Source organism: Andreesenia angusta, assembly GCF_001855385.1.
In the GTDB taxonomy this organism is placed as follows: Bacteria; Bacillota; Clostridia; order Tissierellales; family Gottschalkiaceae; genus Andreesenia; species Andreesenia angusta.
The window spans coordinates 82,861-103,844 of record NZ_MKIE01000001.1 but is presented as its reverse complement, the minus strand read 5'-3'; the positions used below and the strand labels follow the sequence as shown (position 1 = coordinate 103,844).

The following is a 20,984-nucleotide window of genomic DNA, read 5'->3' as shown; positions in this document are numbered from 1 at the left end:
CTTTTCTATGCCACTGGAACCATGAAATGATAGACTCCAAGTATTATAAAGAAGAATACAAGCAGTATAACAGATATATTGTTGAACGAAAGCTCAAGTCCGTAGCCTTTCTTGAAGAATTTAGATCTGGAAATTCCGAATTTGTAGATCAGTATGCTCAGAACTATAAAACCTATCCAGATAAAGCCCTTCTCTATATAGCCTGAAAGCTTTATTTTAACATCAAGGCCAAGCAGATTCTTGGAGATAGTAGTGGCTCCAAGGCCCGTGAAAAGGCATCCCAAAGACAGCAGTATCATGGATATGGACTTGGGTTTGCTTTCTTTCAGCGTGATCCTCTCAACAGGGTTTGGAATGAGTATGCTTCCCAGCTTTATAAACGAAAGCGTAGTGCCGAGGTTTATAAATATGATGAACCACTCTATCCAGGCTCCCTTAACTCCAGACTGTATAAAGTACTTGGACACACTTCCGTTGAAGAAAGGAGCTCCTGTTATACCTAGAATGCCTATGAGTATTGCAAGCCCCGTGAAAGGCATCCGCCTGAACACTCCCCTTATCTCATATATATTTCTAGTCTTGTACTGGTAGATTATAACTCCAGCTGCCAGTATGAGAAGAGACTTGAAAAGGGCGTGGTTCATGATGTGAAGAAGCCCACCTGCTTTTGTATAGGTGTCGTTTATGGACACAGCTATCAGTATGAGGCCCATTTGGGATATGGTGTGGTACTCAAGTATCATCTTTATGTCTTTCTGCATAAGCGCAAAGAGGATTCCAACTATAGAAGTCAGTATTCCTATGACTATAAAGAAGTTGTCCATATCCACCATAGGAGAGAACATATCCCTCATCCTGATGTACATGTAAATACCAGTCTTGATGTATACACCAGAAAGAAGGGCTGAGATAAGGGGAGGTGCCCCCGGAGTTCCATATGCCTTAGGAAGCCAGCTAAAGACTGGAACAAAGGCACATTTCAGAGATACACCAGCCATTATCAGTGCATAAGGCACTATCAACGCCCGCACATTGGCCATTGTCATCATGTTCTTAAGGGCAGATATGTCCAAGACACCGAATATCTTGTAGAGCATAGCTGTCCCGAGCAAGAAAAAGAGCATCCCCACGGTGCTTATCATGAGGTAGAAAAGGCCATCGTATATGGAACGGCTGTCCCTTTTGTACATTATGAGTATGGAACATATTATGGTTGAAGCTTCTACAGCCACAAATATGTTAAAAAGGTCTCGCGACAGGAAGAGAAGGAATATAAGCCCCTCAAGCGAGATGAACAGAAACTGGAAGAGCTTGTCCTTTAGGTAGTCCTCGAAAGAGTAGACGCTGAAGACAAAGAAGAGCAAGCTTATAAGCACTACAAAGACAGATGCTATCAAGTCGCTGTAGAGGCTTATTCCCAGGATGTCATTGGCGCTTATAGCTGCTGTAATGGGAATTCCCGAGGACTTCACACTCAGCAGGTTGCTTACGGACATCACTATCAGAGAAAAGTGGAGCGTCAACGATATGAAGGATCGAAAGGCTCCTTTTAGGGGCAGAATATACATAAGTAAGCTTATGAATATGGGTGCCATTACTAGAAAGTATAGTCTCATATTTAATCATCCTTTAGTCTATTTTGTTTTGCCACTTCCCAGCTCATAGTTCCATACCTGTGGTACATGGCTATGAACATAGAGAGAGACACAGCTGTAACTGCAACTCCGATCACGATAGTTGTTATCATTAGGGCTTGGGGAAGTGGGTCAGCTGGAACACCGCGTGTTAGATCGCCTATAGGAGGGACCTGACCTACCTCGAAGTTTATTCCCAGAAAGTACAGTATTATGCCTATTTCCATTATGCTTATTGATAAAATAGACTTCACTATGTTTTTTCGGGCTGTTATACCGTATATTCCGATAAAAAATAGCACAAGTCCTGTAAGTTCTACCATGCTGAAGTTATCCACGACGATTCTCCTCCTCGAAGTATATAAATCTCAAGAATATGGCTGTAAGTCCAAATGCAACTTTCGCGCCTATAAGTGTGTTGGCCACCAGTATATATGTCCTGCTGGAGATGAAATTCAGGTTTCCGGTTATAAAGAGAGAAAGCGTTATCAGAATCAAGAGATAGAAGATCTTCTCCAACAAGTACGGAATCTGATAGTCGTATTTCTCTGTCGGAACTATGAGATACCTGGACATTATTATGGCCGCAAGTATTGCTCCACCTTGGAAGCCTCCACCAGGAGAGTCGGCACCGTTTGCGATTACATATACACCTAGTATCACAAAGAGAGGATAAATAATGCTTACCAGGTACCTTTGGATTTCAGACTGGGAGTAGTCCACAGAGTCTACACTGACCCACTCCTGTATATTTTGCTCAAAGACCTCCAGCTGTATAAACTGGAAGATAGCCACGACAGATGTAAGCAGCAGCAATGCCTCTAACAGAGTATCGAAGACCCTGTAGTCCAGGTATACCGCAGTGACCACGTTCATAACACCTGTTCTAGACTGTGCCTGCTCTATATACAGGTTTCTCAGCACAGGCGTGAAGGACTCTATAGTGGAAAAGTAGAGCATAAGAAAGATAGATCCTAGAGCTATAATGGCTAGAGCCAGTACTTTTCTTCTCATATTCTAGTCCTCCTTCATATTGTATATGTCTTTTATTATTATATTCTCAGCTCCGACCTCGTCTTCGATGCTCTCGAGAACTTCGCAGAATACCGAGTTGCTTTTTTCACCGTATATCTCCACCTTGTCGTCCACTTCTCTTACGAGCATCTCGAAGTCATGGTGTTCTTTTACGTACATCTTGTCTTTGTTAGTGCATATGAACTGCGGATCGAGCTCTTTGGTGAGAAGGTTTTTCTCTATGGCCTTGAAAATCTCGTCTCTGACAGTATCTCTTGTCTTTACGTAGTATACAGTAAAAAGCCTTGACTTCTTTATACCTACAAGCAGTATTATTGTGGAAATAGTGCTTCCTATAACGGCTTCCGCCAAGGCTACATCAGGGGCAGCCAAGAGCATGTAGGCGAAAGCCGCTCCGATAGACAATACGCCAGAGAGAATCACAGCTCTTCTTACAGTTCCAGTGGCCACTATGGCTATGGATATAACTATGAGGAGCAGCAGGTTTATGTTAAGAATTAGTTCCATCATCGCAGACATCCTCCTTGTACCCAGATTTCCAAGCAGAGAGAGCTATTATATGAGTTGTTATGGGATTTATGATAAGCCCTATCCCGAGCAAAAGGGCTATCTTAAGCGAGAAATAGGAAGCTCCTTTTAGAATCAGAACGCCTACAAGCACTGTGACAAAGCCAGCAGAGTCTATAAGCGAAGAAGCCAGAACCCTCTTAAAGAATGAGTTGAACTTAAACATTCCCAGCAGTCCAAATAGTATGAACACAAATCCAAGACCTATGAGTGTGTATCCTAAAATTTCCATCAAATATCACCTCTTGTATAGATAAATACAGCTGTGAACAGAGTACCTACAAAGCCTAGCAGCCCAAAAGTTATGGCTATATCTATAAACATTGTACTGTCTGTAAAAGCTGCGTAAAGGACAATCCCCAAAACGATCAGAGTTGCAGAAAGGCTCATTCCCAAAATACTGTCCCATATATTATGATGCTTGATTACATATATGGCCAGAAAGAGAATCAAGACAGATACGAGAATTAAAAAAAGCTCCAACAATTGAAACACCTACCTTTCAATGGATATATTTAGCTTCCAGATAGATTCTGATAGCTTGACTCTATGTCAGCTACAAGCTCTTCAAGAGACTTGGAATCTGGATTTAGCAAGAGGATGTGAGCTTTCTTTTTGTTTTTCTCTAGACTCAGCGTACCTGGAGTCAGCGTTATGGAGTTGCATACCAATGCATTTACGAAACCTAAATCTGAAGGGAGTTCGACTTCCACTATGGAGACGTCAAACTTGTTTAGAAAAATACCTTTCATCACTTTGAAGGCGGAAACATAGACAGAAGCTATGGTTTTAAAAGAGTATCCTATCATTTTTATAAAGTACTCTAGCCGTATTGCAGGCATCTTGGAGTCGGATATAAAGTCCTGGGTGAAAGCCAGCACGAAAGTGGCGAGTATAAAGCCAAGTCCAACAGAAGAAAGACTCAGATTTTCTGAGAGTATAGTCCAGGACAGCACCGAAGTTACATACAAGATCAGTATAAAGCTGTATTTTCTCATTTTTTACCTCCTTAAAAACAGTTTATAATATTATACAATAAAAAGCGCCCTTAAAGTACCGAGATTTTCACACGAAATTATGTATACTAAATACCAAAAAAAGAGTTCCTTTTCAGGAACTCTTTTAAAGCTAAGCGTTTAAGTCTTTCTTAGAGAGCTTTCCACTTTCGTCAAAAGTCATAGTAGTTATCTTTACGAGCTTTTTCTCGTCATTTATTTTGGCGCACTCTAGAACCTGGAAAGTCTTAGAGCTGTCGTCTGTGGCTTTGTAGAAAGCTTTAAGCACTTTCATTATAGAGTAGGCATGTTCAGGGTCTTTGATAGTTATAGTAGCAGTTTCAGGCTTGGAGATTGAATCCACAACCAGCTTCTCAAAATCATCGATTTTCAAATCGCCTATTATGTAGTAGTCGGCGCTGTCTGAAAGATCTTCCTCTTTTTTGACCTGCTTGATTGAAAACTTTGACTTTGCAGCGGCACTTACACCGGCCATAAGTGGGAGTATACCCCATCCCTTATGTCCTGAAATTATAAAGCTGTCCTTGTTTTCCAGTGCGTTTTCAATGTACTCACCGAAAGACTCTGGCATAACGCCTTGATCGACAAGTCTCTGTAGCATTTTATCCATAAAATCACTCCTCATTTTGCCTAGAGGCATATTTTTTTACTATGGTTAAATTGTAACACTTAAACAGGAACAAGCTCTAATTGAAAAAATCTATCCAAAAGCACTTATCTATAGATTTGAATCTGAAAATAGTGCTGTTTTCACTTGGGAGCTTACGGGTAATAAAGAAATATGCAAAACACAGCGAAAGGATGATGAAAATGGATCAACATAGAGATTATAAATACGACATACTGAAAGAGATAAAGGAGAGGTGGTCTCCTAGGGCGTTCAGCGAAGAAAAGCTTTCAGCCGAGGACATTGAAGCTGTATTCGATGCGGCAAGATTTGCCCAGTCCTGCTTTAACGAGCAGCCATGGAGATACCTCGTGGCGACAGAAGAAGACGAGTTGGAATTGCTCAGAGGGGTATTGAATGAGAAAAACAGGCTATGGGCCAAAAAAGCGCCAGTGCTCTTTTTAGTGCTTGCCCACAAGAAGTTCGCCTACAACGGCAAGCCAAATCCGTACAACAAATTTGACGCAGGCACAAGCTGGGGGTTTCTTTCGCTAGAGGCTACAAAGAGAGGGCTTGTGACTCATGGGATGGCGGGATTTGACAAGGAAGCGGCGAGACAGAAGCTAGACATACCGGAGGATTATGACATAATAGCAGCGGTTGCAATGGGCAAGCTTGGGTGCAAAGACGACCTTCCGCTAGAGGAGTTCAAAGAGAAAGAACACCCAGACAGCAGAAAGCCGTTGGAAGAAATAAAATTGAGATTAGGCCACTTTAAAAAATCCTGATACGTCTATTCCGTTCAGCTGGAGACAGATCAGCAAGAAAAGAGCGAAGTGAAGGACCATTATGGCAGGAAGCCCGTATTTGAACTTGGGGTGCTTTGTCTTGTGGCGAAATAGGTTCATGCCCATAAAAGCGCCTAGACTACCTCCAAATATAGCCACAGTCATAAGTTTAGACTCAGGTATTCTTCGCCTAGAGCTTTTGGCGTAGTATTTATCCATATACATCATGGTCAAAGACAGTGCATTTATTATTATAAAGAAAACAGCTAATTTCCACATTTGAAATCTCCTTTTCAGTCTATATACTATTACAATAGATATTATACCAAAAAAGCGAGGGCATTAGGTCCTGGATTTGACAGCTGGACAGGTATATGTTAAGTTCAGATGTAATAAAAAATGTCAAAGGAGAGCTGAAAATATGGAGAATAAAGTATATGCAGTAGTTGGAGAAAGTGAAATAACACAGGAGAAAGTCAATGAGTTTCTTCAGAGCATAGGGCCTCAAAACGCTATGCAACTTCAAAACGAAGAGGGTACAAAGAGAATAGTGGATGAGCTTGTAAGCCATGAACTACTTTATCTAGATGCGCTAGAAAATGGATTTCAGGAAGAAGACGGGTTCAAAGCTGAGCTTGAAAAGGTTAAGTCGAATCTGCTGAAGCAATACTCTATACAGAAGATACTTTCACAGGCAGTTGTGTCAGACGAAGAGATAGCAGACTACTACGACAGGAACAAAGCCATGTTTGTAGAAGGCGAAAAAGTCAGAGCAAGCCACATACTAGTGGACAGCGAAGAGCAGGCAAAGGAAATAGCTGAAAAAATAAAGTCAGGTTCAGAATTTGAAAGTCAAGCACAGGAGTTTTCATCATGTCCTTCAAAAGACAGAGGCGGAGATCTTGGTGAATTCCAGAGAGGGAGCATGGTGCCGGAATTTGAAGAGGCAGCTTTTGGAATGGAGATAGGGGAAGTTTCAGAGCCTGTTAAGACACAGTTTGGATACCACATCATAAAGCTTGTAGACAAGAAAGCATCAGAGGAAAAGTCTCTTGAAGAAGTACAAGACAGCATAAAAAATCAGCTTCTAGGACTTAGACAGCAGGAAGTCTACTATACAAAAATAGATGATTTAAAGAAAAAGTATACTGTAGAGTTTAAATAGGAAAACTAGGGGTAAATAGAAAAGGAGACTTAAATGGGTCTCCTCTTTTTATTGAAAGTTTTAAGTACAACCCGGGGAATTAAAATTTTCAGTAAAAAGAAAAGAAAACGTTGTCATTTAAAAGACAGGGTGTTATAATACTAATTAAATTAAGCGTAATCTCTCTGTCTTGTTATGCAGGTTGGAAATCTCTGAATCTGAGATAGTTCAATTTGAAGGGTAGAAGAGACCAAGAAAAACTGTATAGAATATCTGGCAATAGTTTATGAGAATGTAAAGTTCGGCATAAACAGGTCTATTTTAGTTAGAAGAACACAAAGTGATCTTGGGCTAAATAAACTATTGGAGGGGATATTTTATGAGTACAAAGTCAACTTCCGTATTTGATTTTTACGGAAAACCAAGTTTTGCTACTGCACTGCCGTTGTCGCTTCAGCATCTGCTCGCGATGATAATAGGTAACATCACACCAGCACTTATAGTTTCAGGAGTTGTAAACGGACTTGCCACTAGAACAGGAGATGCATCGCTAGGTGCAGATGCCGCCGTTCTTGTACAGAGTGCCATGTTTATCGCAGCTATAGGAACTCTTATCCAGCTTTTTCCTATTGCTATAGTAGGATCTAAGCTACCAGTTATAATGGGAGTTAGTTTCGCTTATATTCCAACACTTTCAGCTATAGGAGCTGAATATGGACTACCAGGTATACTTGGAGCCCAAATAGTTGGAGCCGTAGTCGGAATGGTAGTTGGTATATTTATAAAGCCACTTAGAAAATTCTTCCCGCCTATCGTGGCAGGAACAGTTGTTCTAAGTATAGGTCTTTCGCTTTACACTACAGCTGTAAAGTATATAGGTGGTGGAGCAGGACTTATAACTGCTGCAAACAACCTTAAGAACCCAGAATCTGCACCTGCAGTTATAGAGGCTGCACAGAAGACTCTAGCAGGAGGACAGTTCGGAGATCCTAAATTCCTTATAGTTGGATTTGTAACACTTTTAACAGTTCTATTCGTAGGACAGTTTGGTAAGGGAATGATAAAGCTATCTTCTATACTGATAGGTATAATAGTTGGTTACGTAGTTGCTTTCGCAATGGGAATGGTAAGCTTCGACGCTGTAGCTGCTAAGGGATGGTTTGCACTTCCTGCATTTGGAAAGTACAACATAGCTTTCGAAGGACCAGCTATGATGTCTATGGCAATCATATTCATAGTTAACTCGGTACAGGCTGTTGGAGACCTTTCAGCTACTACAATGGGTGGAATGAACAGAGAAGTTACTGACGAAGAGCTTCAAGGTGGAATCATAGGAAGTAACCTTGGATCGCTAGTTGGAGCGCTTTTCGGAGGACTACCACTAGCTACTTACAGCCAGAACGTTGGTATAGTTGCTACTACTAAAGTTGTAAGTAGATTTGTATTTATGATAACTGCCATATTCGTGCTTATAGCAGGATTCATACCTAAGTTTGGAGCTCTTATGACTACTATACCTCAAGCGGTTATAGGTGGAGCTACAATAGGAGTTTTCGCTAGTATCACAATGTCAGGAATCAAGCTTATAATACAAGATGAGCTTTCAAACAGAAACACTGGTATAGTTGGACTTGCTCTAGCGCTTGGAATGGGAGTTACTTCAGTTCCAGAGCTACTAGCTAACTACAGCCCTACTATCAAGATGGTTTTCGGAAGTTCACCAGTTACTATAGCTACAATAGTTGCTTTCGTGCTTAACATAATCATACCTAAGAAAACTCTTGCTCAAGAGCAACAAGAGAGAGATGAAATGGAAGCAAAAAAGGCAGTTAAAAAATAATAAGAAGCTTAGAATTCAAGCTACATATCCCCGGGTATGTAGCTTTTTTTATGTTTTTATAGTAAATTTAGAATCGGGAGGTGAATACATGAACTACGGACTGTTTATAGCTATAGTGCTTTTCTTTGCACTCTATCTTCTCATAAACATATATATAGGAAAGAACCTGAAAAACTACTTAAGGATTATGGGTGTTAAAATAAAGAATGATAAAATATACTGGGCAGCTTTTATGGCGGTAGCCTTTAGCTATATCTTGGCTAGGGCTCTTAACCCCTTTATGCCAGAAGGGGTGGATGTACTTCTCACAAATACAGGGGCATACTACCTAGCTGTCATGGCCTATGCTTTAATCGTCATATCCGCGCTTAAAATGCTCTATATTCTGTTTAAGAGGAGGATTTCAAGCTGTAGAGCGAGAATAAAAGCTGCCAAGGTATTTGGAACTATAGGCATAGTGGTGGTATTTGCATCTGTGGTCTACGGGTCGGTGAATGCGAGAAGAGTTGAGACGACAGAGTACAGCTTAAAGATGGACAAGCCCGGTCCGAAAGGTGGGCTTAAAGTAGTATTTGCAAGCGATATACACTTGGGAAATATAGTTGGAAACAGCAGGCTCGAAGAACTTATACAAGTCATAAACAAAGAGAAGCCCGATATAGTTCTCTTAGGCGGAGATATAGTCGACGAGGACGTGGAGTACTTTATAGACGAGAAGATGGCGGACCGGCTTGAAAAAATAGACTCCAAGTACGGGGTATACGGAGTGCTTGGAAACCACGAGTATATAGGTGGCAGCGAAGAGGAGTTTGAAGCGATACTCTCAAAGAGCCAAGTCAAAATACTTAAAGACGAGCACGAGGAAGCAGGCGGAGTAGTGCTGGTTGGAAGAGACGATCTCTCGGGAGAGCGTTTTAGCGGAGTACCTAGGGCGGAGCTTGAAGAATTGCTAAGAGATGTTGACACAGAGAAGCCTGTGATCATGATGGACCATCAGCCTATGAAGAGCGGAGAAGCCAAAAACTTAGGAGTGGACCTGCTGCTTTCAGGTCATACCCACAGAGGACAGCTTTTTCCAGGCTCTATAATAACGAGCGCAATATACGATATAGACTGGGGAATAAAGTCCTATGGCGATATGGAGGCGATAGTCTCATCTGGATACGGAACTTGGGGGCCGCCAATAAAGATAGGAAGCAATTCTGAAGTAGTTGTTATAAATGTAGAATTCAAGGAGGAGATAGAATGATAGATATAGCTAAGCTTAAAAAAGGAGATGTGTTTTTCAGGGCGCATACAAATGGAGTTATGGAGTGCACTATGGAGGACGACGAGATACAGAAGTACGGAAGCTTTACAGTCAGCATAGCAGAACGAGGCGGAAAGATAGGTATAATGTCAAAAGAGGACTACGAACATATGTACTACACTAGAGAGGAGGCAGAAGAGGCTAGAAAGTCGCTTCCAAACGGAGAGCTGGAGACACTGCTAGACGGGGACAAATGGCTTGAAATGCTTTTCTACGTCTACAAGACATATATGACGGACAGCTATGTAGAGCCTATGAGGAAGGCTATAGAGACAAAGACTGGACTCAAACTTGACTAGTATAGTTAAAAAATAGTTATTTAAAGCTACAATCTGGGTATAATAGCTTTAGAAACATTGGAATGGAGATGAAGCTATGGATGGAAAAAAGAGAGTGCTTATAGTTGACGACTCGAGGTTCTCTATAAGCATAATAACTGAGATGCTTGAAAGAAATGGATACGAGGTAGTTGGAGAGGCCATGAACAAAGAAGAGGTCGAGCAGAAGGCCAGCGAGTTAAAGCCGGATGTAGTGACTATGGACATGACACTTCCAGGCACAGACGGGTTCGAGTGCACAGAGATAGTCAAGAAAGTAAGCCCAGAGTCTTCAGTTGTGATAGTGAGTTCGCTTATGGACGAAGAGCTGCTAGAAAAGGCGAAAAAACTTAAGGTTTCAGGATATATACAGAAGCCTGTGGAAGAGAGTCAGCTGCTTGCAGAGCTAGAGAGGGCCAGCAATTACAAGGACATATTCAACACGCTAGAGGGCATCTATTTTGATGTGTTCAAAGAATCTTTTGCCGACAATATGAACAAGATGACTAGGACACTTGTGAATTTCAAAGACGAGCAAAAGAAGAACAATGTGGAGAGATCTAAGGGGATATCCATAGTCATAGGAATAATAGGAGCTTTCTCAGGGAAAATGGTTGTGGACCTTTCAAACGAGACGGCTGGGAATATGGCTTCAGAGATACTGAAAAAAGAAGAGGTGGACATGGACACCATACTCAACTTGCTCTCTGAGTGGGCCAATATAATAGCTGGGAATGCGTGCTCTATGCTGAACATGAAAGACAGGAGCTACGGCCTCAAGATTGCACCGCCTACTATATTCTATGGAGAGGCGATAAACATATCTCAAGTGAACCTTGAAGTCATGTCTGTAGACATTGAGACATCGTTTGGAGAAGTGACTATGAGTGTGGGCTTTAAGAGAGGTGAGAAATAGTGGATGTAAAGTATATAAATCCATTTATAAAGGCTTTCGACAACGTAATGCCCCAGCTCGGGTTTGAAGTTAAAAAAGGCGGAGTCGCCCTGAAAGACACAATAGTTGGAAGTGGCATAACCATTACGCTAGGGCTTATAGGGGACATAAAGGGAAATATAATATACATCATAGGTGAGGAAGATGGCAAGAAGATCGCGTCCAAGATGATGATGGGGATGCAGGTGGACGAGCTAAACGAGATGGCTCAAAGCGCAATTTCGGAACTCACAAATATGCTTACAGCGAATGCCAGTACAAACTACTCGGAAGATGGGATAATAGTTGATATCTCGACTCCGGTGCTTATGACAGGAGAGAGTATAAACATAAAGGTAAACTCCAAGAGCATCTTGGACCTCGACATGATAGTGGACGAGATGACTATAAAACTGAATGTGGCGCTAGAATAAAATACCAATAAAATGGTATTTTATTTTTTTGTTTTATTTGAGATTAGTGATATAATTATCTTGTGCAGTATAGAATATATAAATGCAAAGGGAGGGTTTGATTTGATAAAGACTATAAAATTAAAGCTAGACGCTATAGAGGGAATGCTCTACTACTGGCAGGCAACAAGCGAAAAAGAGAAAGTAGGAGAGAGCTATCTGGTGAACATAACTGAGTTTTCGGGCATGGACAGACTCTACGGAGATGACTTTACACCTGAATCAGCTAGAAAGGTGCTCAGCGCAATCTCAAACAGAGAGATGCTAAACGATTCATCCAAGACAGAGAGAAAGTTTTGGAACAACAATATGTGGATGCTAGAAGACCTAGAGTATACTAACACTATGGTTGCTCCGCTAAAAGTACTTAATTTAGACGACCTTGTAGAGAAGATAAACAGCTCGGTTTCGGATTCGAAATATGAAGACGTAGAGGTTATATTTATACCAGGGCATAAAGAGGAGAGCTATATAGACGGAAACAAGGTCGTAATAAACTTCTTCAGAGTTATGCCGGATATCTACGGTGGAGACAGCGTCAAGATAGGCGAAAAAGAGCTTAAGAGCTATATAGAGGAAAAAATCATTGAAGCTGTAAGCTAATTTGACAATAAAAACACAAAAAAGAGAATGCATTCGCATTCTCTTTATATTTTTGTGGTAGAATAGTTATAATCGAAAAGATGAAAACAAGAAAAGAGGATGAAAATAGATGATAGAATTAGGAAGAAAGCAGTTTTTGACGGTAAAAAGAGAGGTTTCAATAGGACTATACCTTGGAACAGAAGGAGTGGAAGGAGAGGCGATACTGCTCCCGAAATCGCAGATAATAAAGCCGCTTAAGCCTGGAGACAGCGTAGAGGTTTTTGTATATAAGGATTCAGAGGACAGAATGGTTGCGACTATGAAGCAGCCAAAGCTTCAAGTCGGAGAGATAGGTATGCTACAAGTGGCCGACGTTGCCAAGATAGGCGCTTTTCTGGACTGGGGACTCGAGAAAGACCTATTCCTACCTTTCAAGGAGCAGCTTGGAAAAGTGAAAAAAGAGGCCTGGATAATGGTAGGACTATATATAGACAAGAGCAGCAGAATCTGTGCGACTATGAAGATATACGATCTTTTGAGCATGAATTCACCTTACAATGAAAACGACAAGGTAAAGGGGATCGTGTACGAGGTGAAGCCGGGACTAGGCGCGCTTATAGCTGTAGACGGGAAATACCATGGGCTTGTGCACGAAAATGAGCTCTACGAGGAGCTGAAAATAGGAAACAGCATAGAGGCCAGAGTTGTCAAAAAGAGGGCAGACGGAAAGCTGGACCTGAGCATAAGAAAGAAAGCCTACAGACAGATGGACAAGGACGCCAAGATGATAATAGACGAGCTGAAGAAAAAAGGCGGAACACTTCACCTCTGCGACAAGAGCAGCCCGGAAGAGATAGAGAGCACGCTTAACATGAGCAAAAACGCCTTCAAAAGAGCCGTTGGAAAGCTTTACAAGCTCAGAAAAGTGGAGATAAAGGCCGATAGAATAGAACTTAAAAAGTAGAAAGGCAGTAGATATGAAGAGAGAAGAATACGAGAGAAAAATAAGAGGTATAGACTTCTTTGAAGCCAGAGAGAGACTGTATGGAGTGGCTCAAAACACTGGACTTATATACAGCAATGTATTCAGCAAAGAGTCGGGAAACCAGGTTTATATAAAGCCTGAAAACCTTCAGAACACAGGTTCATTCAAGATAAGAGGGGCCTACAACAAGATAAGCAAGCTTCCAGAGGAGGAGCGCTCGAACGGCCTTATAGCCTCTTCGGCTGGAAACCACGCCCAAGGCGTTGCCTATGCGGCAAACAGGCTTGGAGTCAAGTCGACTATAGTTATGCCCGCAGGAACGCCACTTATAAAGGTGGAGGCCACAAAGAGCTACGGAGCTGAAGTAGTGCTCTACGGAGACTTCTACGACGATGCCTACAGAGAGGCTAGGAGACTTGGAGATGAGAATGGATATGTATTCATACATCCATTCAACGACCGGGACGTAATAGAGGGGCAGGGTACTATAGCCTTAGAGCTACTAGAGGAGATCCCAGATTTAGAGTGCATTGTGGTGCCTGTGGGCGGTGGTGGCCTTATAAGCGGTGTCGCCCTTGCGGCAAAGCAGATAAAGCCCGACATAATGGTCATAGGGGTTGAGCCTGAAGGGGCGAAGACTCTCAGGACCTCACTGGACATGGGTTGCGTCACATGCCTTGAAAAAGTAAGGACAATAGCTGACGGAGTCGCAGTCAAAGAGGCTGGAGACCTGACTTTTGAAGTCGTGAAAAACATGGTAGACGACATAGTTGTGGTCTCTGAGTTTGAAATAATGGAAGCGTTCCTGATACTGCTCGACAAGCACAAGCTGGTCGGGGAAAACGCAGGAGTGCTTGCGCTTGCAGGGACTAAAAAGCTGGGGTTCAAAGACAAGAAAGTGGCCGCAATAGTCAGCGGAGGAAATATAGATGTGCTCACCATGTCATCTATGATAAGCAGAGGGCTTATCAGCAGAGGGCGTATATTCAGCTTCAAGGTGGACCTTCAGGACAAGCCAGGAGAGCTTCTAAAGATATCCAAAATACTATCAGAGCAGAACGGAAATGTGATAAAGCTAGAGCACAACCAGCTCAAGAGCATAGATAGATTTATGGAAGTGGAGCTTGAAGTCACAGTTGAGACAAACGGACATGGTCATATAGAGAGAATAGTCAAGGCTCTTTCAGAAGAGGGCTATAGCGTAGACAGGATTTAGAGGGGGATGCTATGAAGAAGCTTCTTTTAATTTTGGCGCTCCTGGCTTCACTTGCACTAGGGGCATTTGGATGCCAGAAATCTGAGCAAGAGAAGATGGACAAACTCAGAGAAGAGAACGATATATCGCTTATTTCAGACGAGCAGTTGAGAGACAAGATAGTAGCGGGCAAGCAGGCCTTTATGGACATATTCCAGGGAATTGAAGAAGAAGAGCTTTTAGACGAGTTTGAAATGGTATACAGCCCATTTACCGAGGAGTACAATAGCCCTGAGAAGATAGCGAAGAAACTTGAAGCCCACTACTCTAAAGAGTACACAGAGCGTTTGATGAGCATGATTCCAGCTGTAGAGGTGCAGGGCAGATACGCCCTTCCGCTTGGAGATATGGGCATGATGCCGGACTACAGCAGTCTTCAGATTTCAGGCAGAGAGGACATAGACGAGAAAAGCATAAACGTAAGCTACAAGATGGAAGAGGGGTCTTCGGAGGTATACAAGGTGTATTTTGAGTATATAGAGGGCGAATGGAAGATAACAGACGAAATAAGAGAGTTCGAGAAAGAGTAAAGGTCTCTTAGGAGGTGAAAGCTTGAAATTAGAGATATTTGATTTTATAGAGGAAGCTACAGGGCATCTGTGTGAGCTAGAGGACCAGCTTGAAGAAGCTTCCGACGAACTGGAAAAATTCTTTGAGTTTGAAATGGAAGACTTTGAAGGCTTCCTGAACATAAATACAAGAGTCAAGACCAAGATGAGCTTGAAGGAGAAGATACTCAGAAACAACTACTACAGCAGGTACGAAAATGCTGAGGAGATGATCTACGACCTCTCCGATCTGATCGGGATTAGAATTGAGTGCAGGTTTATAGAAGATGAAAACAAGCTCTACAGAAAGCTGCTCAAAGTGTTCGACGTAACAGAGGACGGAAAGTACTTTTCCACAGAGTCCAACCCAGACGTGAAGCTGAAGCTAGACGACAAGCAGCCGCAGCGCCAGAAGAACGGATTCAAGATATTCAGGATAGATGGAAAGTACAGGCTGGGGGAAAACGAGATAACATTCGAGCTTCAGATAAAGTCGCTTGTAAACATGTTCTGGGGCGAGATAGAGCACAAGATACTCTACAAGAACTTCAACTACGTCATGATAGAGGACTTCTTCAGAGACATAATGGGGTCTATAAAGGAAAACCTGAGCATGATCGACAGGCAGCTGATGATTCTGCATGACCACATAAACGAAATGGATGAAGACAACGACGAGGTCAGGAAAAACCAGTTCCAGAAGCTGTTGTCCAAGATGATACACAATATGTACTCCCACAAGATAAAAGGGGATATAGGTTTTGTAGTGGACTTCAGAAAGCCTTGCGACATAATAGTGAAGTATATATTTGAAAAGTCGAAAGTCTACGATGTTTCAAGCTACAGCATAACTTTTCTAGGTATACTTGGAAGGCTTAAAGATGTGAGCCAAAACGAGATATCCTTTATAGAGTATATAGAGTTCGAGAGGTATATAAAGTTCGAGGATGAATATGAAAAGAGGCTTGGAGAGCCGATACTCGGTTCGCTCAACCAGGATTTCATGTGGAACTTGCTCTTCAGGATACTGTTTGACATAGAGATAGGCACAGACACAGAGGACTTCGAAGGTTTTATAGCCTTTATAAAAGATGAGTTTCTGGAAAACTTGAAGTCAAACGGAAAGCTCAACTCCAGATTTGAAGACTGGCAGAGAAACGACATAGTAGACAAGGTGATGAACGCCATAGCCGATGTGTTCCAAGAGAACACGTGCATAGAGTTTGTAAACTACGACAATATAGAGCGGATAAACTCGAAGATCACTACAAGGGTGAACAGGGTCAAGAACTTCGAGGACTGGAGAGACCAGGCTTTCGAAGTTGTGGAAAACATAAAGCAGGATATAAGAGACATACTTGAGTAAGAGCCAGGGGTATCCCTAGCTCCACTCAGACTCTATTATTTCGCTCACAAGCTTAGTGCTTCTTCCATCCCCACGAGCTACGTTTACAGATACATTCTCTCCGAGTGCACCGGCTATCTTTCCTATACCCACGTTTGTAAATCCAGGACAGAGTACAAAGGCGTGTATACTCTCAGTCTCGACTAGAGAGAGGGCTTCGCTTAGCGCTTCTTCTTCGTCGTTTACAAGTACGGTCAAGCACTTGTAGTTGTCTTTCAGTATTTCAGATCTGTCAACGCTCGGGTCTACACCTGGAACTAAGATAAGGTATGCTTCATTTAAAGACATTTCATCAACTCCTTTTAAGAGAAGTTTAGCATTTAGAACCAAGAGTTGCAAATAAAAAGCTTGAAAAGGCAGTTGAAAAACAATATAATTTTTAGAAATAAAAGATACAGAGGTGATATGCTTGAGAAGAGATGATGCGTCGAATTTAGGCAAGTACTTGAATATTATAGATACAAGCAATAGAACATACTTAGCTCTTGAAGAACTGAAGAAGGGAAACGAGCGATTCTATCAAGGAAATCAGAGGAACAGAAATATAAATATAGACAAGGCGAGACATCTATACGGGAAGTCTCAAAAGCCAAAGGCTATATTGCTTGCCTGTTCAGACTCTAGAGTCCCTCCTGAGCTTATATTCGACCAGGGGCTGGGAAGCTTGTTTGTGATCAGAAATGCAGGGAATGTGGTTGATGACCACGTGCTTGGAGGCATAGAGTATGCAGCCGAGTACCTGAACACTCCTCTTGTATTTGTGCTTGCGCATAATATGTGTGGAGCAATACAGGCGACTGTGGATGGTGGACCGCTTACAGAGAATGTGGACAAGATAAGGACTCATATAGAGGAGAGCATAGGTCTTGATACCATAAGCAAGTACGACAAGAGAGAGGCCACTACACTTCTGGAAGATGCAAATCTGATACAGTCAATAAACGACATAATGGAGAACAAAGTGGTACAAGAGAGAGTTGCGAAGGGTCTGCTTAAAGTCACAGGTGGAAAGTACGACCTTGGGACTGGAAAGGTAACTTTTCTAGAGGACTGATGAACTACACTTATGTGGTAGAGTGTGCAGATGGAAGCCTCTATACAGGATGGACTACAGATATAGAGCGAAGATTGAGCGCACACAACAGCGGGAAAGGTGCAAAGTACACAAGAGCAAGATTGCCGGTGAAACTGGTCTACTTCGAGAGCTATTCCGAGAAATCGGCGGCCATGAAGAGAGAAGCCGAGATAAAAAGCTATAGCAGGGCGAAAAAGCTGGAACTAATAGGGAGGTAGAACCTCTCTTTTTTTGTTGCTTAAAAAGTCTAAAAATGGAGATAAATGAAGTATAAAAGACAAGGGGTGATTTGTTTGAAAAAGCTAGATACTGTTGTGGATGAAAAGATTTCTATAGGTATAAGTGGCTGCTGCTATGGCTCTAAAGTCAGGTACAACAACAAGGGGTGGGACTTCTTGGAGTTTCTGGGCAGGGAGAAGGGCGACTACATATGGCACCCTGTCTGCCCTGAGTGTATGGCTGGGCTTGGAGTTCCTAGAAACAGCATCAGAATAGCTGGAGGAACAGGGGACACAGTGTGGAGCGGCGAAGGAAAGGTCATGCAGCAGGGAAAGGGAGATGTGACAGAAGGCTTAAAACAAGGCTCGCTTGCCTGCATGGAGACATTGAAGAGAGGAGAGACAGAGGTCTTTATCTACATGGACGGCAGCCCTTCCTGCGGAGTCTACAGGACAAACCTCAAAAAGCAGAAGAGAGGAAATCCGCCTGGAGTATTTGGGTCACTGCTGCTAGAGCAGGGCTATTTCCTGATACCGGCACTTGAGATGCAGAGCCCTATAAAATGGTGGGACTGGAGAAGGCGTATGCTGGCCTTTGTATGGCTCAAGAAACAGGAGATAGAGACAGCAGAGGACATATATGCGGTGTGGCATGTGCTTAAGTTTCTATGCCAGGAGATAGACAACGAAAAGTCCAGGGAGATAGGGAGGCGAATAGCTTCAGGCCAGTTTGAAGATATAGCCAGCGAGGCGGAGAGCTTTAGAGCAGAGATACTCGAGATGCTCAGAAAGCCGTCCACTGTAAACAAGATAAAGCAGAGCCTTTGGAAGAACTACACCTACTACAAGAAGCACATGGGACTAGAGGTTGAAGAGATAATGGAGCCTACCGACCTCAGGAATATGACTACAATAGCGTCTGAGCTTGTGCTTATGGAGAGAAAGAGCTTTGAGGAGGGGTTCTCCTTTGGGACTTCGCCTGTAATCTACAGAGATAGGCGAAGAAGATAGCTCCATAAATCAGGGGACATAGCTCGGAATATATGTTAGAATATCTACTAGAGATGCAATAGAAAAGGCGGTAAAGATATATGAATATATACGCTATGTCCGATCTTCACCTAGACAGCACAGGAGAAAAGTCTATGGATGTATTCGGAGAAGTATGGGAGAATTATCAGGAAGAAATATTTAAGAACATAGAAGACACAGTTTCAGAAGGCGATATGCTGCTTGTGCCGGGCGATATATCTTGGGCGCTTAAGCCTGAGGAGGCATATCTTGATCTTAAAAAGCTGGACGCACTTCCCGGCAAGAAGCTGCTTGGGAAGGGAAACCACGACTACTGGTGGGGAACCAAGGCAAAGTTGAAAGGGATGGAGCTTGAGACTATCGATTTCGTACAGACAAACAGCTTTAAAATCGGGGATGTAGGCGTATTTGGAACTAGAGGATGGTCTTCAAAAGAGGGAGAGGAGTATTCGGAACAGGACGAAAAGATATTCGAACGAGAGTTGAACAGGCTTGAGATATCCCTTGAGACGTTGAAAGACGAAAAGCTGAGCAAGCGAATAGTTATGCTCCACTACCCCCCTTTCAGGTTTTCAGACTCAAGTCCAAATGAATTTGTGGATATAATGAAGCGATATGGGGTAGATATATGCATATACGGTCACCTTCATGCGGAAGGCCATAAATTCGCAGTGGAGGGAAGTGTAGAAGGCATAGAGTTTCATCTGGTCTCTTGCGACTATTTGAAGCTGAAACCTAAATTCATAGCCATAGGAGGTGAATAGAATGACGCTTTTTCCCAGTCTTCCAATAGATGACGTGACATTTTGGATAATAGTTGCAGTCGTATGCGGGATTGTAGAAGCTGTTTCGCTTGGGATAACCAGCATCTGGTTCGTGATAGGGGCCATAGTTGCGCTTGTGCTTGCAAGCTTTGAAGTTCCGTTTATAGTTCAGATAGTCGTATTCTTGGTGGTATCGATAGTCCTTCTGATATACACTAGGCCTATAGCCACAAAGTATCTAAAGCTTGGAAAAGAGAAGACAAATGTGGACGCCATAGCAGGTCAGAATGGAATTGTCATAGAGAAAATAGACAATATGCTGGGCAAAGGACAGGTCAAGATAGGTGGACAGATTTGGTCTGCCAAGTCTGAAAACGGCGAGGACATCCCGAGGGATACAGAGGTTATGGTCTTGGATGTCCGAGGTGTAAGAGTTGTAGTTAAAAGAGTAGAAGAGGAGGAATAAAAATGGCTCAATTTATAGTTTTTTTAGTAATAGTATTCTTTGTACTTATACTGATAGTCAGAAATATAAAAGTAGTGCCACAGGCGAATGCCTATGTAGTTGAAAGGCTGGGTGCTTATCAGACAACTTGGAGTGTCGGGCTTCACATGAAAGTGCCTTTTATAGACAGAATAGCTAAGAAAGTCTCTATAAAAGAGCAGGTGGTGGACTTCCCACCACAGCCTGTAATCACAAAAGACAATGTAACTATGAAGATAGACACTGTTATATACTACCAGGTTACAGATCCTAAATTCTATGTATACGGCGTGGAGAATCCGCTGAATGCGATAGAGAATTTGACTGCAACAACACTTAGAAACATAGTGGGAGACTTGGAACTAGATCAAACTCTTACGTCGAGGGACACTATAAACACCAGAATGAGAAGCATACTGGATGAAGCTACTGACCCTTGGGGAATCAAGATAAACAGGGTGGAGCTTAAGAACATAATACCTCCAGCAGAGATACAGGACGCTATGGAGAAGCAGATGAAGGCTGAGAGGGGCAGAAGAGAGTCCATACTCAGAGCTGAAGGAGAAAAGAAATCGGCCATACTTGTGGCTGAAGGTAAAAAAGAGTCTACTATACTTATAGCTGAGGCCAAGAAGGAAGCCGCTATAAGAGAGGCGGAAGGACAGGCAGAGGCAATACTTAAAGTCCAAGAAGCTACGGCTGAAGGTATAAGAATGATAAACGAGTCAAGACCGTCACAAGCTGTAATCTCGCTTAAAGGGCTTGAGGCCTTCGGAAAAGCCGCAGACGGAAGGGCTACCAAGATAATAATACCTTCTGAGATACAGGGACTTGCAGGACTTACGACTGCAATCACAGAGCTCATAAAGAAAGATGAGTTTCCAGAATACGTAGAAGATGTGACAAAGCAAGACGAATAGAAACAAGCAGGCTATCCAGAGACCTATCGGTCCTGGATAGCCTTTCTGG

General features: G+C 42.5%; 28 protein-coding genes. 18 read left to right on the top strand and 10 right to left on the bottom strand.

Annotated features, from left to right (window positions below; genetic code table 11):
• Positions 1-5: 5 nt before the first annotated feature.
• The 8 genes from EUAN_RS00535 to EUAN_RS00500 form a co-directional block, all read right to left on the bottom strand.
• On the bottom strand, positions 6-1,496 hold the full coding sequence (locus EUAN_RS00535; protein ID WP_169817300.1) for a complex I subunit 5 family protein: 1,491 nt from the start codon (positions 1,494-1,496) through the stop codon (positions 6-8).
• Between the two features lie 122 nt (positions 1,497-1,618).
• Positions 1,619-1,972: a cation:proton antiporter subunit C gene (locus EUAN_RS00530; protein ID WP_211266225.1), complete on the bottom strand. Its 354-nt coding sequence runs from the start codon at positions 1,970-1,972 to the stop codon at positions 1,619-1,621.
• Positions 1,965-2,648 carry a hydrogen gas-evolving membrane-bound hydrogenase subunit E gene (gene mbhE, locus EUAN_RS12125; RefSeq protein WP_084655623.1) on the bottom strand — a complete coding sequence of 228 codons (684 nt, stop codon included), beginning with the start codon at positions 2,646-2,648 and terminating at the stop codon, positions 1,965-1,967. The genes EUAN_RS00530 and mbhE overlap by 8 nt, the downstream gene beginning before the upstream one ends.
• 3 nt (positions 2,649-2,651) lie before the next feature.
• Entirely contained in the window at positions 2,652-3,179 is a 528-nt protein-coding gene (locus tag EUAN_RS00520; protein ID WP_071060589.1) for a Na(+)/H(+) antiporter subunit B, read from the bottom strand.
• Positions 3,160-3,468, bottom strand: a complete 309-nt coding sequence (locus tag EUAN_RS00515) for a cation:proton antiporter (RefSeq protein WP_071060587.1) — start codon at positions 3,466-3,468, stop codon at positions 3,160-3,162. The genes EUAN_RS00520 and EUAN_RS00515 overlap by 20 nt, the downstream gene beginning before the upstream one ends.
• Positions 3,468-3,731 (bottom strand): monovalent cation/H+ antiporter complex subunit F, encoded by a 264-nt coding sequence (locus EUAN_RS00510; protein WP_211266224.1) that lies wholly within the window; start codon positions 3,729-3,731, stop codon positions 3,468-3,470. The genes EUAN_RS00515 and EUAN_RS00510 overlap by 1 nt, the downstream gene beginning before the upstream one ends.
• A 20-nt stretch (positions 3,732-3,751) precedes the next feature.
• Positions 3,752-4,234: a Na+/H+ antiporter subunit E gene (locus tag EUAN_RS00505; protein WP_071060583.1), complete on the bottom strand. Its 483-nt coding sequence runs from the start codon at positions 4,232-4,234 to the stop codon at positions 3,752-3,754.
• Between the two features lie 130 nt (positions 4,235-4,364).
• Positions 4,365-4,862 (bottom strand): hypothetical protein, encoded by a 498-nt coding sequence (locus EUAN_RS00500; RefSeq protein ID WP_071060581.1) that lies wholly within the window; start codon positions 4,860-4,862, stop codon positions 4,365-4,367.
• 200 nt (positions 4,863-5,062) lie between these two features.
• Between EUAN_RS00500 and EUAN_RS00495 the strand changes: the two genes are divergently transcribed.
• Positions 5,063-5,647, top strand: coding sequence for a nitroreductase family protein (locus EUAN_RS00495; protein WP_084655621.1), 585 nt, complete (start codon positions 5,063-5,065; stop codon positions 5,645-5,647).
• Here EUAN_RS00495 and EUAN_RS00490 read toward each other — a convergent pair.
• The gene (locus EUAN_RS00490) at positions 5,624-5,926 is read right to left on the bottom strand and encodes a DUF1294 domain-containing protein (protein ID WP_071060579.1); all 303 of its coding nucleotides are present in this window, start codon (positions 5,924-5,926) and stop codon (positions 5,624-5,626) included. The two genes, EUAN_RS00495 and EUAN_RS00490, sit on opposite strands and share 24 nt — an antisense overlap.
• 142 nt (positions 5,927-6,068) lie before the next feature.
• Between EUAN_RS00490 and EUAN_RS00485 the strand changes: the two genes are divergently transcribed.
• From EUAN_RS00485 to EUAN_RS00435, 11 genes are all read left to right on the top strand, one after another.
• On the top strand, positions 6,069-6,812 hold the full coding sequence (locus EUAN_RS00485) for a peptidylprolyl isomerase (RefSeq protein WP_071060576.1): 744 nt from the start codon (positions 6,069-6,071) through the stop codon (positions 6,810-6,812).
• A 358-nt stretch (positions 6,813-7,170) separates the two neighbouring features.
• Positions 7,171-8,631, top strand: a complete 1,461-nt coding sequence (locus EUAN_RS00480) for a uracil-xanthine permease family protein (protein ID WP_071060574.1) — start codon at positions 7,171-7,173, stop codon at positions 8,629-8,631.
• An 88-nt stretch (positions 8,632-8,719) separates the two neighbouring features.
• Positions 8,720-9,880, top strand: a complete 1,161-nt coding sequence (locus EUAN_RS00475) for a metallophosphoesterase (protein ID WP_071060572.1) — start codon at positions 8,720-8,722, stop codon at positions 9,878-9,880.
• Positions 9,877-10,239, top strand: a complete 363-nt coding sequence (locus EUAN_RS00470; RefSeq protein ID WP_071060570.1) for a hypothetical protein — start codon at positions 9,877-9,879, stop codon at positions 10,237-10,239. The genes EUAN_RS00475 and EUAN_RS00470 overlap by 4 nt, the downstream gene beginning before the upstream one ends.
• Before the next feature lie 76 nt (positions 10,240-10,315).
• Entirely contained in the window at positions 10,316-11,173 is an 858-nt protein-coding gene (locus tag EUAN_RS00465) for a response regulator (RefSeq protein WP_071060568.1), read from the top strand.
• Entirely contained in the window at positions 11,173-11,625 is a 453-nt protein-coding gene (locus EUAN_RS00460; RefSeq protein ID WP_071060566.1) for a chemotaxis protein CheX, read from the top strand. The genes EUAN_RS00465 and EUAN_RS00460 overlap by 1 nt, the downstream gene beginning before the upstream one ends.
• A gap of 102 nt (positions 11,626-11,727) precedes the next feature.
• A complete protein-coding gene (locus EUAN_RS00455) occupies positions 11,728-12,267 on the top strand; it encodes a TDE2712 family protein (protein WP_084655619.1) in 540 nt (179 codons plus the stop codon).
• A gap of 109 nt (positions 12,268-12,376) precedes the next feature.
• Positions 12,377-13,213, top strand: a complete 837-nt coding sequence (locus EUAN_RS00450; RefSeq protein WP_071060565.1) for a CvfB family protein — start codon at positions 12,377-12,379, stop codon at positions 13,211-13,213.
• 13 nt (positions 13,214-13,226) lie between these two features.
• A complete protein-coding gene (ilvA, locus tag EUAN_RS00445; protein ID WP_071060563.1) occupies positions 13,227-14,450 on the top strand; it encodes a threonine ammonia-lyase in 1,224 nt (407 codons plus the stop codon).
• Between the two features lie 11 nt (positions 14,451-14,461).
• Positions 14,462-15,019 (top strand): DL-endopeptidase inhibitor IseA family protein, encoded by a 558-nt coding sequence (locus EUAN_RS00440; protein WP_071060561.1) that lies wholly within the window; start codon positions 14,462-14,464, stop codon positions 15,017-15,019.
• 22 nt (positions 15,020-15,041) lie between these two features.
• Complete coding sequence (locus EUAN_RS00435; RefSeq protein WP_071060559.1) at positions 15,042-16,403, top strand: GTP pyrophosphokinase; 1,362 nt, start codon at positions 15,042-15,044, stop codon at positions 16,401-16,403.
• A gap of 15 nt (positions 16,404-16,418) precedes the next feature.
• Here the strand turns inward: EUAN_RS00435 and EUAN_RS00430 are convergent, their stop codons facing one another.
• Positions 16,419-16,730 (bottom strand): DUF6506 family protein, encoded by a 312-nt coding sequence (locus EUAN_RS00430; RefSeq protein ID WP_071060557.1) that lies wholly within the window; start codon positions 16,728-16,730, stop codon positions 16,419-16,421.
• 121 nt (positions 16,731-16,851) lie between these two features.
• On the opposite strand from EUAN_RS00430, the gene EUAN_RS00425 reads away from it, so the two are divergent.
• The 6 genes from EUAN_RS00425 (at position 16,852) to EUAN_RS00400 (ending at position 20,935) form a co-directional block, all read left to right on the top strand.
• A complete protein-coding gene (locus EUAN_RS00425; RefSeq protein WP_169817299.1) occupies positions 16,852-17,496 on the top strand; it encodes a carbonic anhydrase in 645 nt (214 codons plus the stop codon).
• Positions 17,496-17,735 (top strand): GIY-YIG nuclease family protein, encoded by a 240-nt coding sequence (locus EUAN_RS00420; RefSeq protein ID WP_071060556.1) that lies wholly within the window; start codon positions 17,496-17,498, stop codon positions 17,733-17,735. Before EUAN_RS00425 ends, EUAN_RS00420 begins: the two co-directional genes overlap by 1 nt.
• 75 nt (positions 17,736-17,810) lie before the next feature.
• The gene (locus EUAN_RS00415; protein WP_211266223.1) at positions 17,811-18,746 is read left to right on the top strand and encodes a 2-thiouracil desulfurase family protein; all 936 of its coding nucleotides are present in this window, start codon (positions 17,811-17,813) and stop codon (positions 18,744-18,746) included.
• 80 nt (positions 18,747-18,826) lie between these two features.
• Complete coding sequence (locus EUAN_RS00410) at positions 18,827-19,531, top strand: metallophosphoesterase (protein ID WP_071060554.1); 705 nt, start codon at positions 18,827-18,829, stop codon at positions 19,529-19,531.
• A 1-nt stretch (position 19,532) separates the two neighbouring features.
• Positions 19,533-19,997: an NfeD family protein gene (locus EUAN_RS00405; RefSeq protein ID WP_071060553.1), complete on the top strand. Its 465-nt coding sequence runs from the start codon at positions 19,533-19,535 to the stop codon at positions 19,995-19,997.
• A gap of 2 nt (positions 19,998-19,999) precedes the next feature.
• Positions 20,000-20,935, top strand: a complete 936-nt coding sequence (locus EUAN_RS00400; RefSeq protein WP_071060551.1) for an SPFH domain-containing protein — start codon at positions 20,000-20,002, stop codon at positions 20,933-20,935.
• Positions 20,936-20,984 lie beyond the last annotated feature (49 nt).

Excerpts from the sequence above, each read along its gene's own strand:
- EUAN_RS00535 (WP_169817300.1), bottom strand. The coding sequence starts at position 1,496 with ATGTCCGTAAGCAACCTGCTGAGTGTGAAGTCCTCGGGAATTCCCATT.
- mbhE (WP_084655623.1), bottom strand. The coding sequence starts at position 2,648 with ATGAGAAGAAAAGTACTGGCTCTAGCCATTATAGCTCTAGGATCTATC.
- EUAN_RS00520 (WP_071060589.1), bottom strand. The coding sequence starts at position 3,179 with ATGATGGAACTAATTCTTAACATAAACCTGCTGCTCCTCATAGTTATA.
- EUAN_RS00515 (WP_071060587.1), bottom strand. The coding sequence starts at position 3,468 with ATGGAAATTTTAGGATACACACTCATAGGTCTTGGATTTGTGTTCATA.
- EUAN_RS00505 (WP_071060583.1), bottom strand. The coding sequence starts at position 4,234 with ATGAGAAAATACAGCTTTATACTGATCTTGTATGTAACTTCGGTGCTG.
- EUAN_RS00500 (WP_071060581.1), bottom strand. The coding sequence starts at position 4,862 with ATGGATAAAATGCTACAGAGACTTGTCGATCAAGGCGTTATGCCAGAG.
- EUAN_RS00495 (WP_084655621.1), top strand. The coding sequence starts at position 5,063 with ATGGATCAACATAGAGATTATAAATACGACATACTGAAAGAGATAAAG.
- EUAN_RS00490 (WP_071060579.1), bottom strand. The coding sequence starts at position 5,926 with ATGTGGAAATTAGCTGTTTTCTTTATAATAATAAATGCACTGTCTTTG.
- EUAN_RS00485 (WP_071060576.1), top strand. The coding sequence starts at position 6,069 with ATGGAGAATAAAGTATATGCAGTAGTTGGAGAAAGTGAAATAACACAG.
- EUAN_RS00480 (WP_071060574.1), top strand. The coding sequence starts at position 7,171 with ATGAGTACAAAGTCAACTTCCGTATTTGATTTTTACGGAAAACCAAGT.
- EUAN_RS00475 (WP_071060572.1), top strand. The coding sequence starts at position 8,720 with ATGAACTACGGACTGTTTATAGCTATAGTGCTTTTCTTTGCACTCTAT.
- EUAN_RS00470 (WP_071060570.1), top strand. The coding sequence starts at position 9,877 with ATGATAGATATAGCTAAGCTTAAAAAAGGAGATGTGTTTTTCAGGGCG.
- EUAN_RS00465 (WP_071060568.1), top strand. The coding sequence starts at position 10,316 with ATGGATGGAAAAAAGAGAGTGCTTATAGTTGACGACTCGAGGTTCTCT.
- EUAN_RS00450 (WP_071060565.1), top strand. The coding sequence starts at position 12,377 with ATGATAGAATTAGGAAGAAAGCAGTTTTTGACGGTAAAAAGAGAGGTT.
- ilvA (WP_071060563.1), top strand. The coding sequence starts at position 13,227 with ATGAAGAGAGAAGAATACGAGAGAAAAATAAGAGGTATAGACTTCTTT.
- EUAN_RS00440 (WP_071060561.1), top strand. The coding sequence starts at position 14,462 with ATGAAGAAGCTTCTTTTAATTTTGGCGCTCCTGGCTTCACTTGCACTA.
- EUAN_RS00430 (WP_071060557.1), bottom strand. The coding sequence starts at position 16,730 with ATGTCTTTAAATGAAGCATACCTTATCTTAGTTCCAGGTGTAGACCCG.
- EUAN_RS00420 (WP_071060556.1), top strand. The coding sequence starts at position 17,496 with ATGAACTACACTTATGTGGTAGAGTGTGCAGATGGAAGCCTCTATACA.
- EUAN_RS00410 (WP_071060554.1), top strand. The coding sequence starts at position 18,827 with ATGAATATATACGCTATGTCCGATCTTCACCTAGACAGCACAGGAGAA.
- EUAN_RS00405 (WP_071060553.1), top strand. The coding sequence starts at position 19,533 with ATGACGCTTTTTCCCAGTCTTCCAATAGATGACGTGACATTTTGGATA.
- EUAN_RS00400 (WP_071060551.1), top strand. The coding sequence starts at position 20,000 with ATGGCTCAATTTATAGTTTTTTTAGTAATAGTATTCTTTGTACTTATA.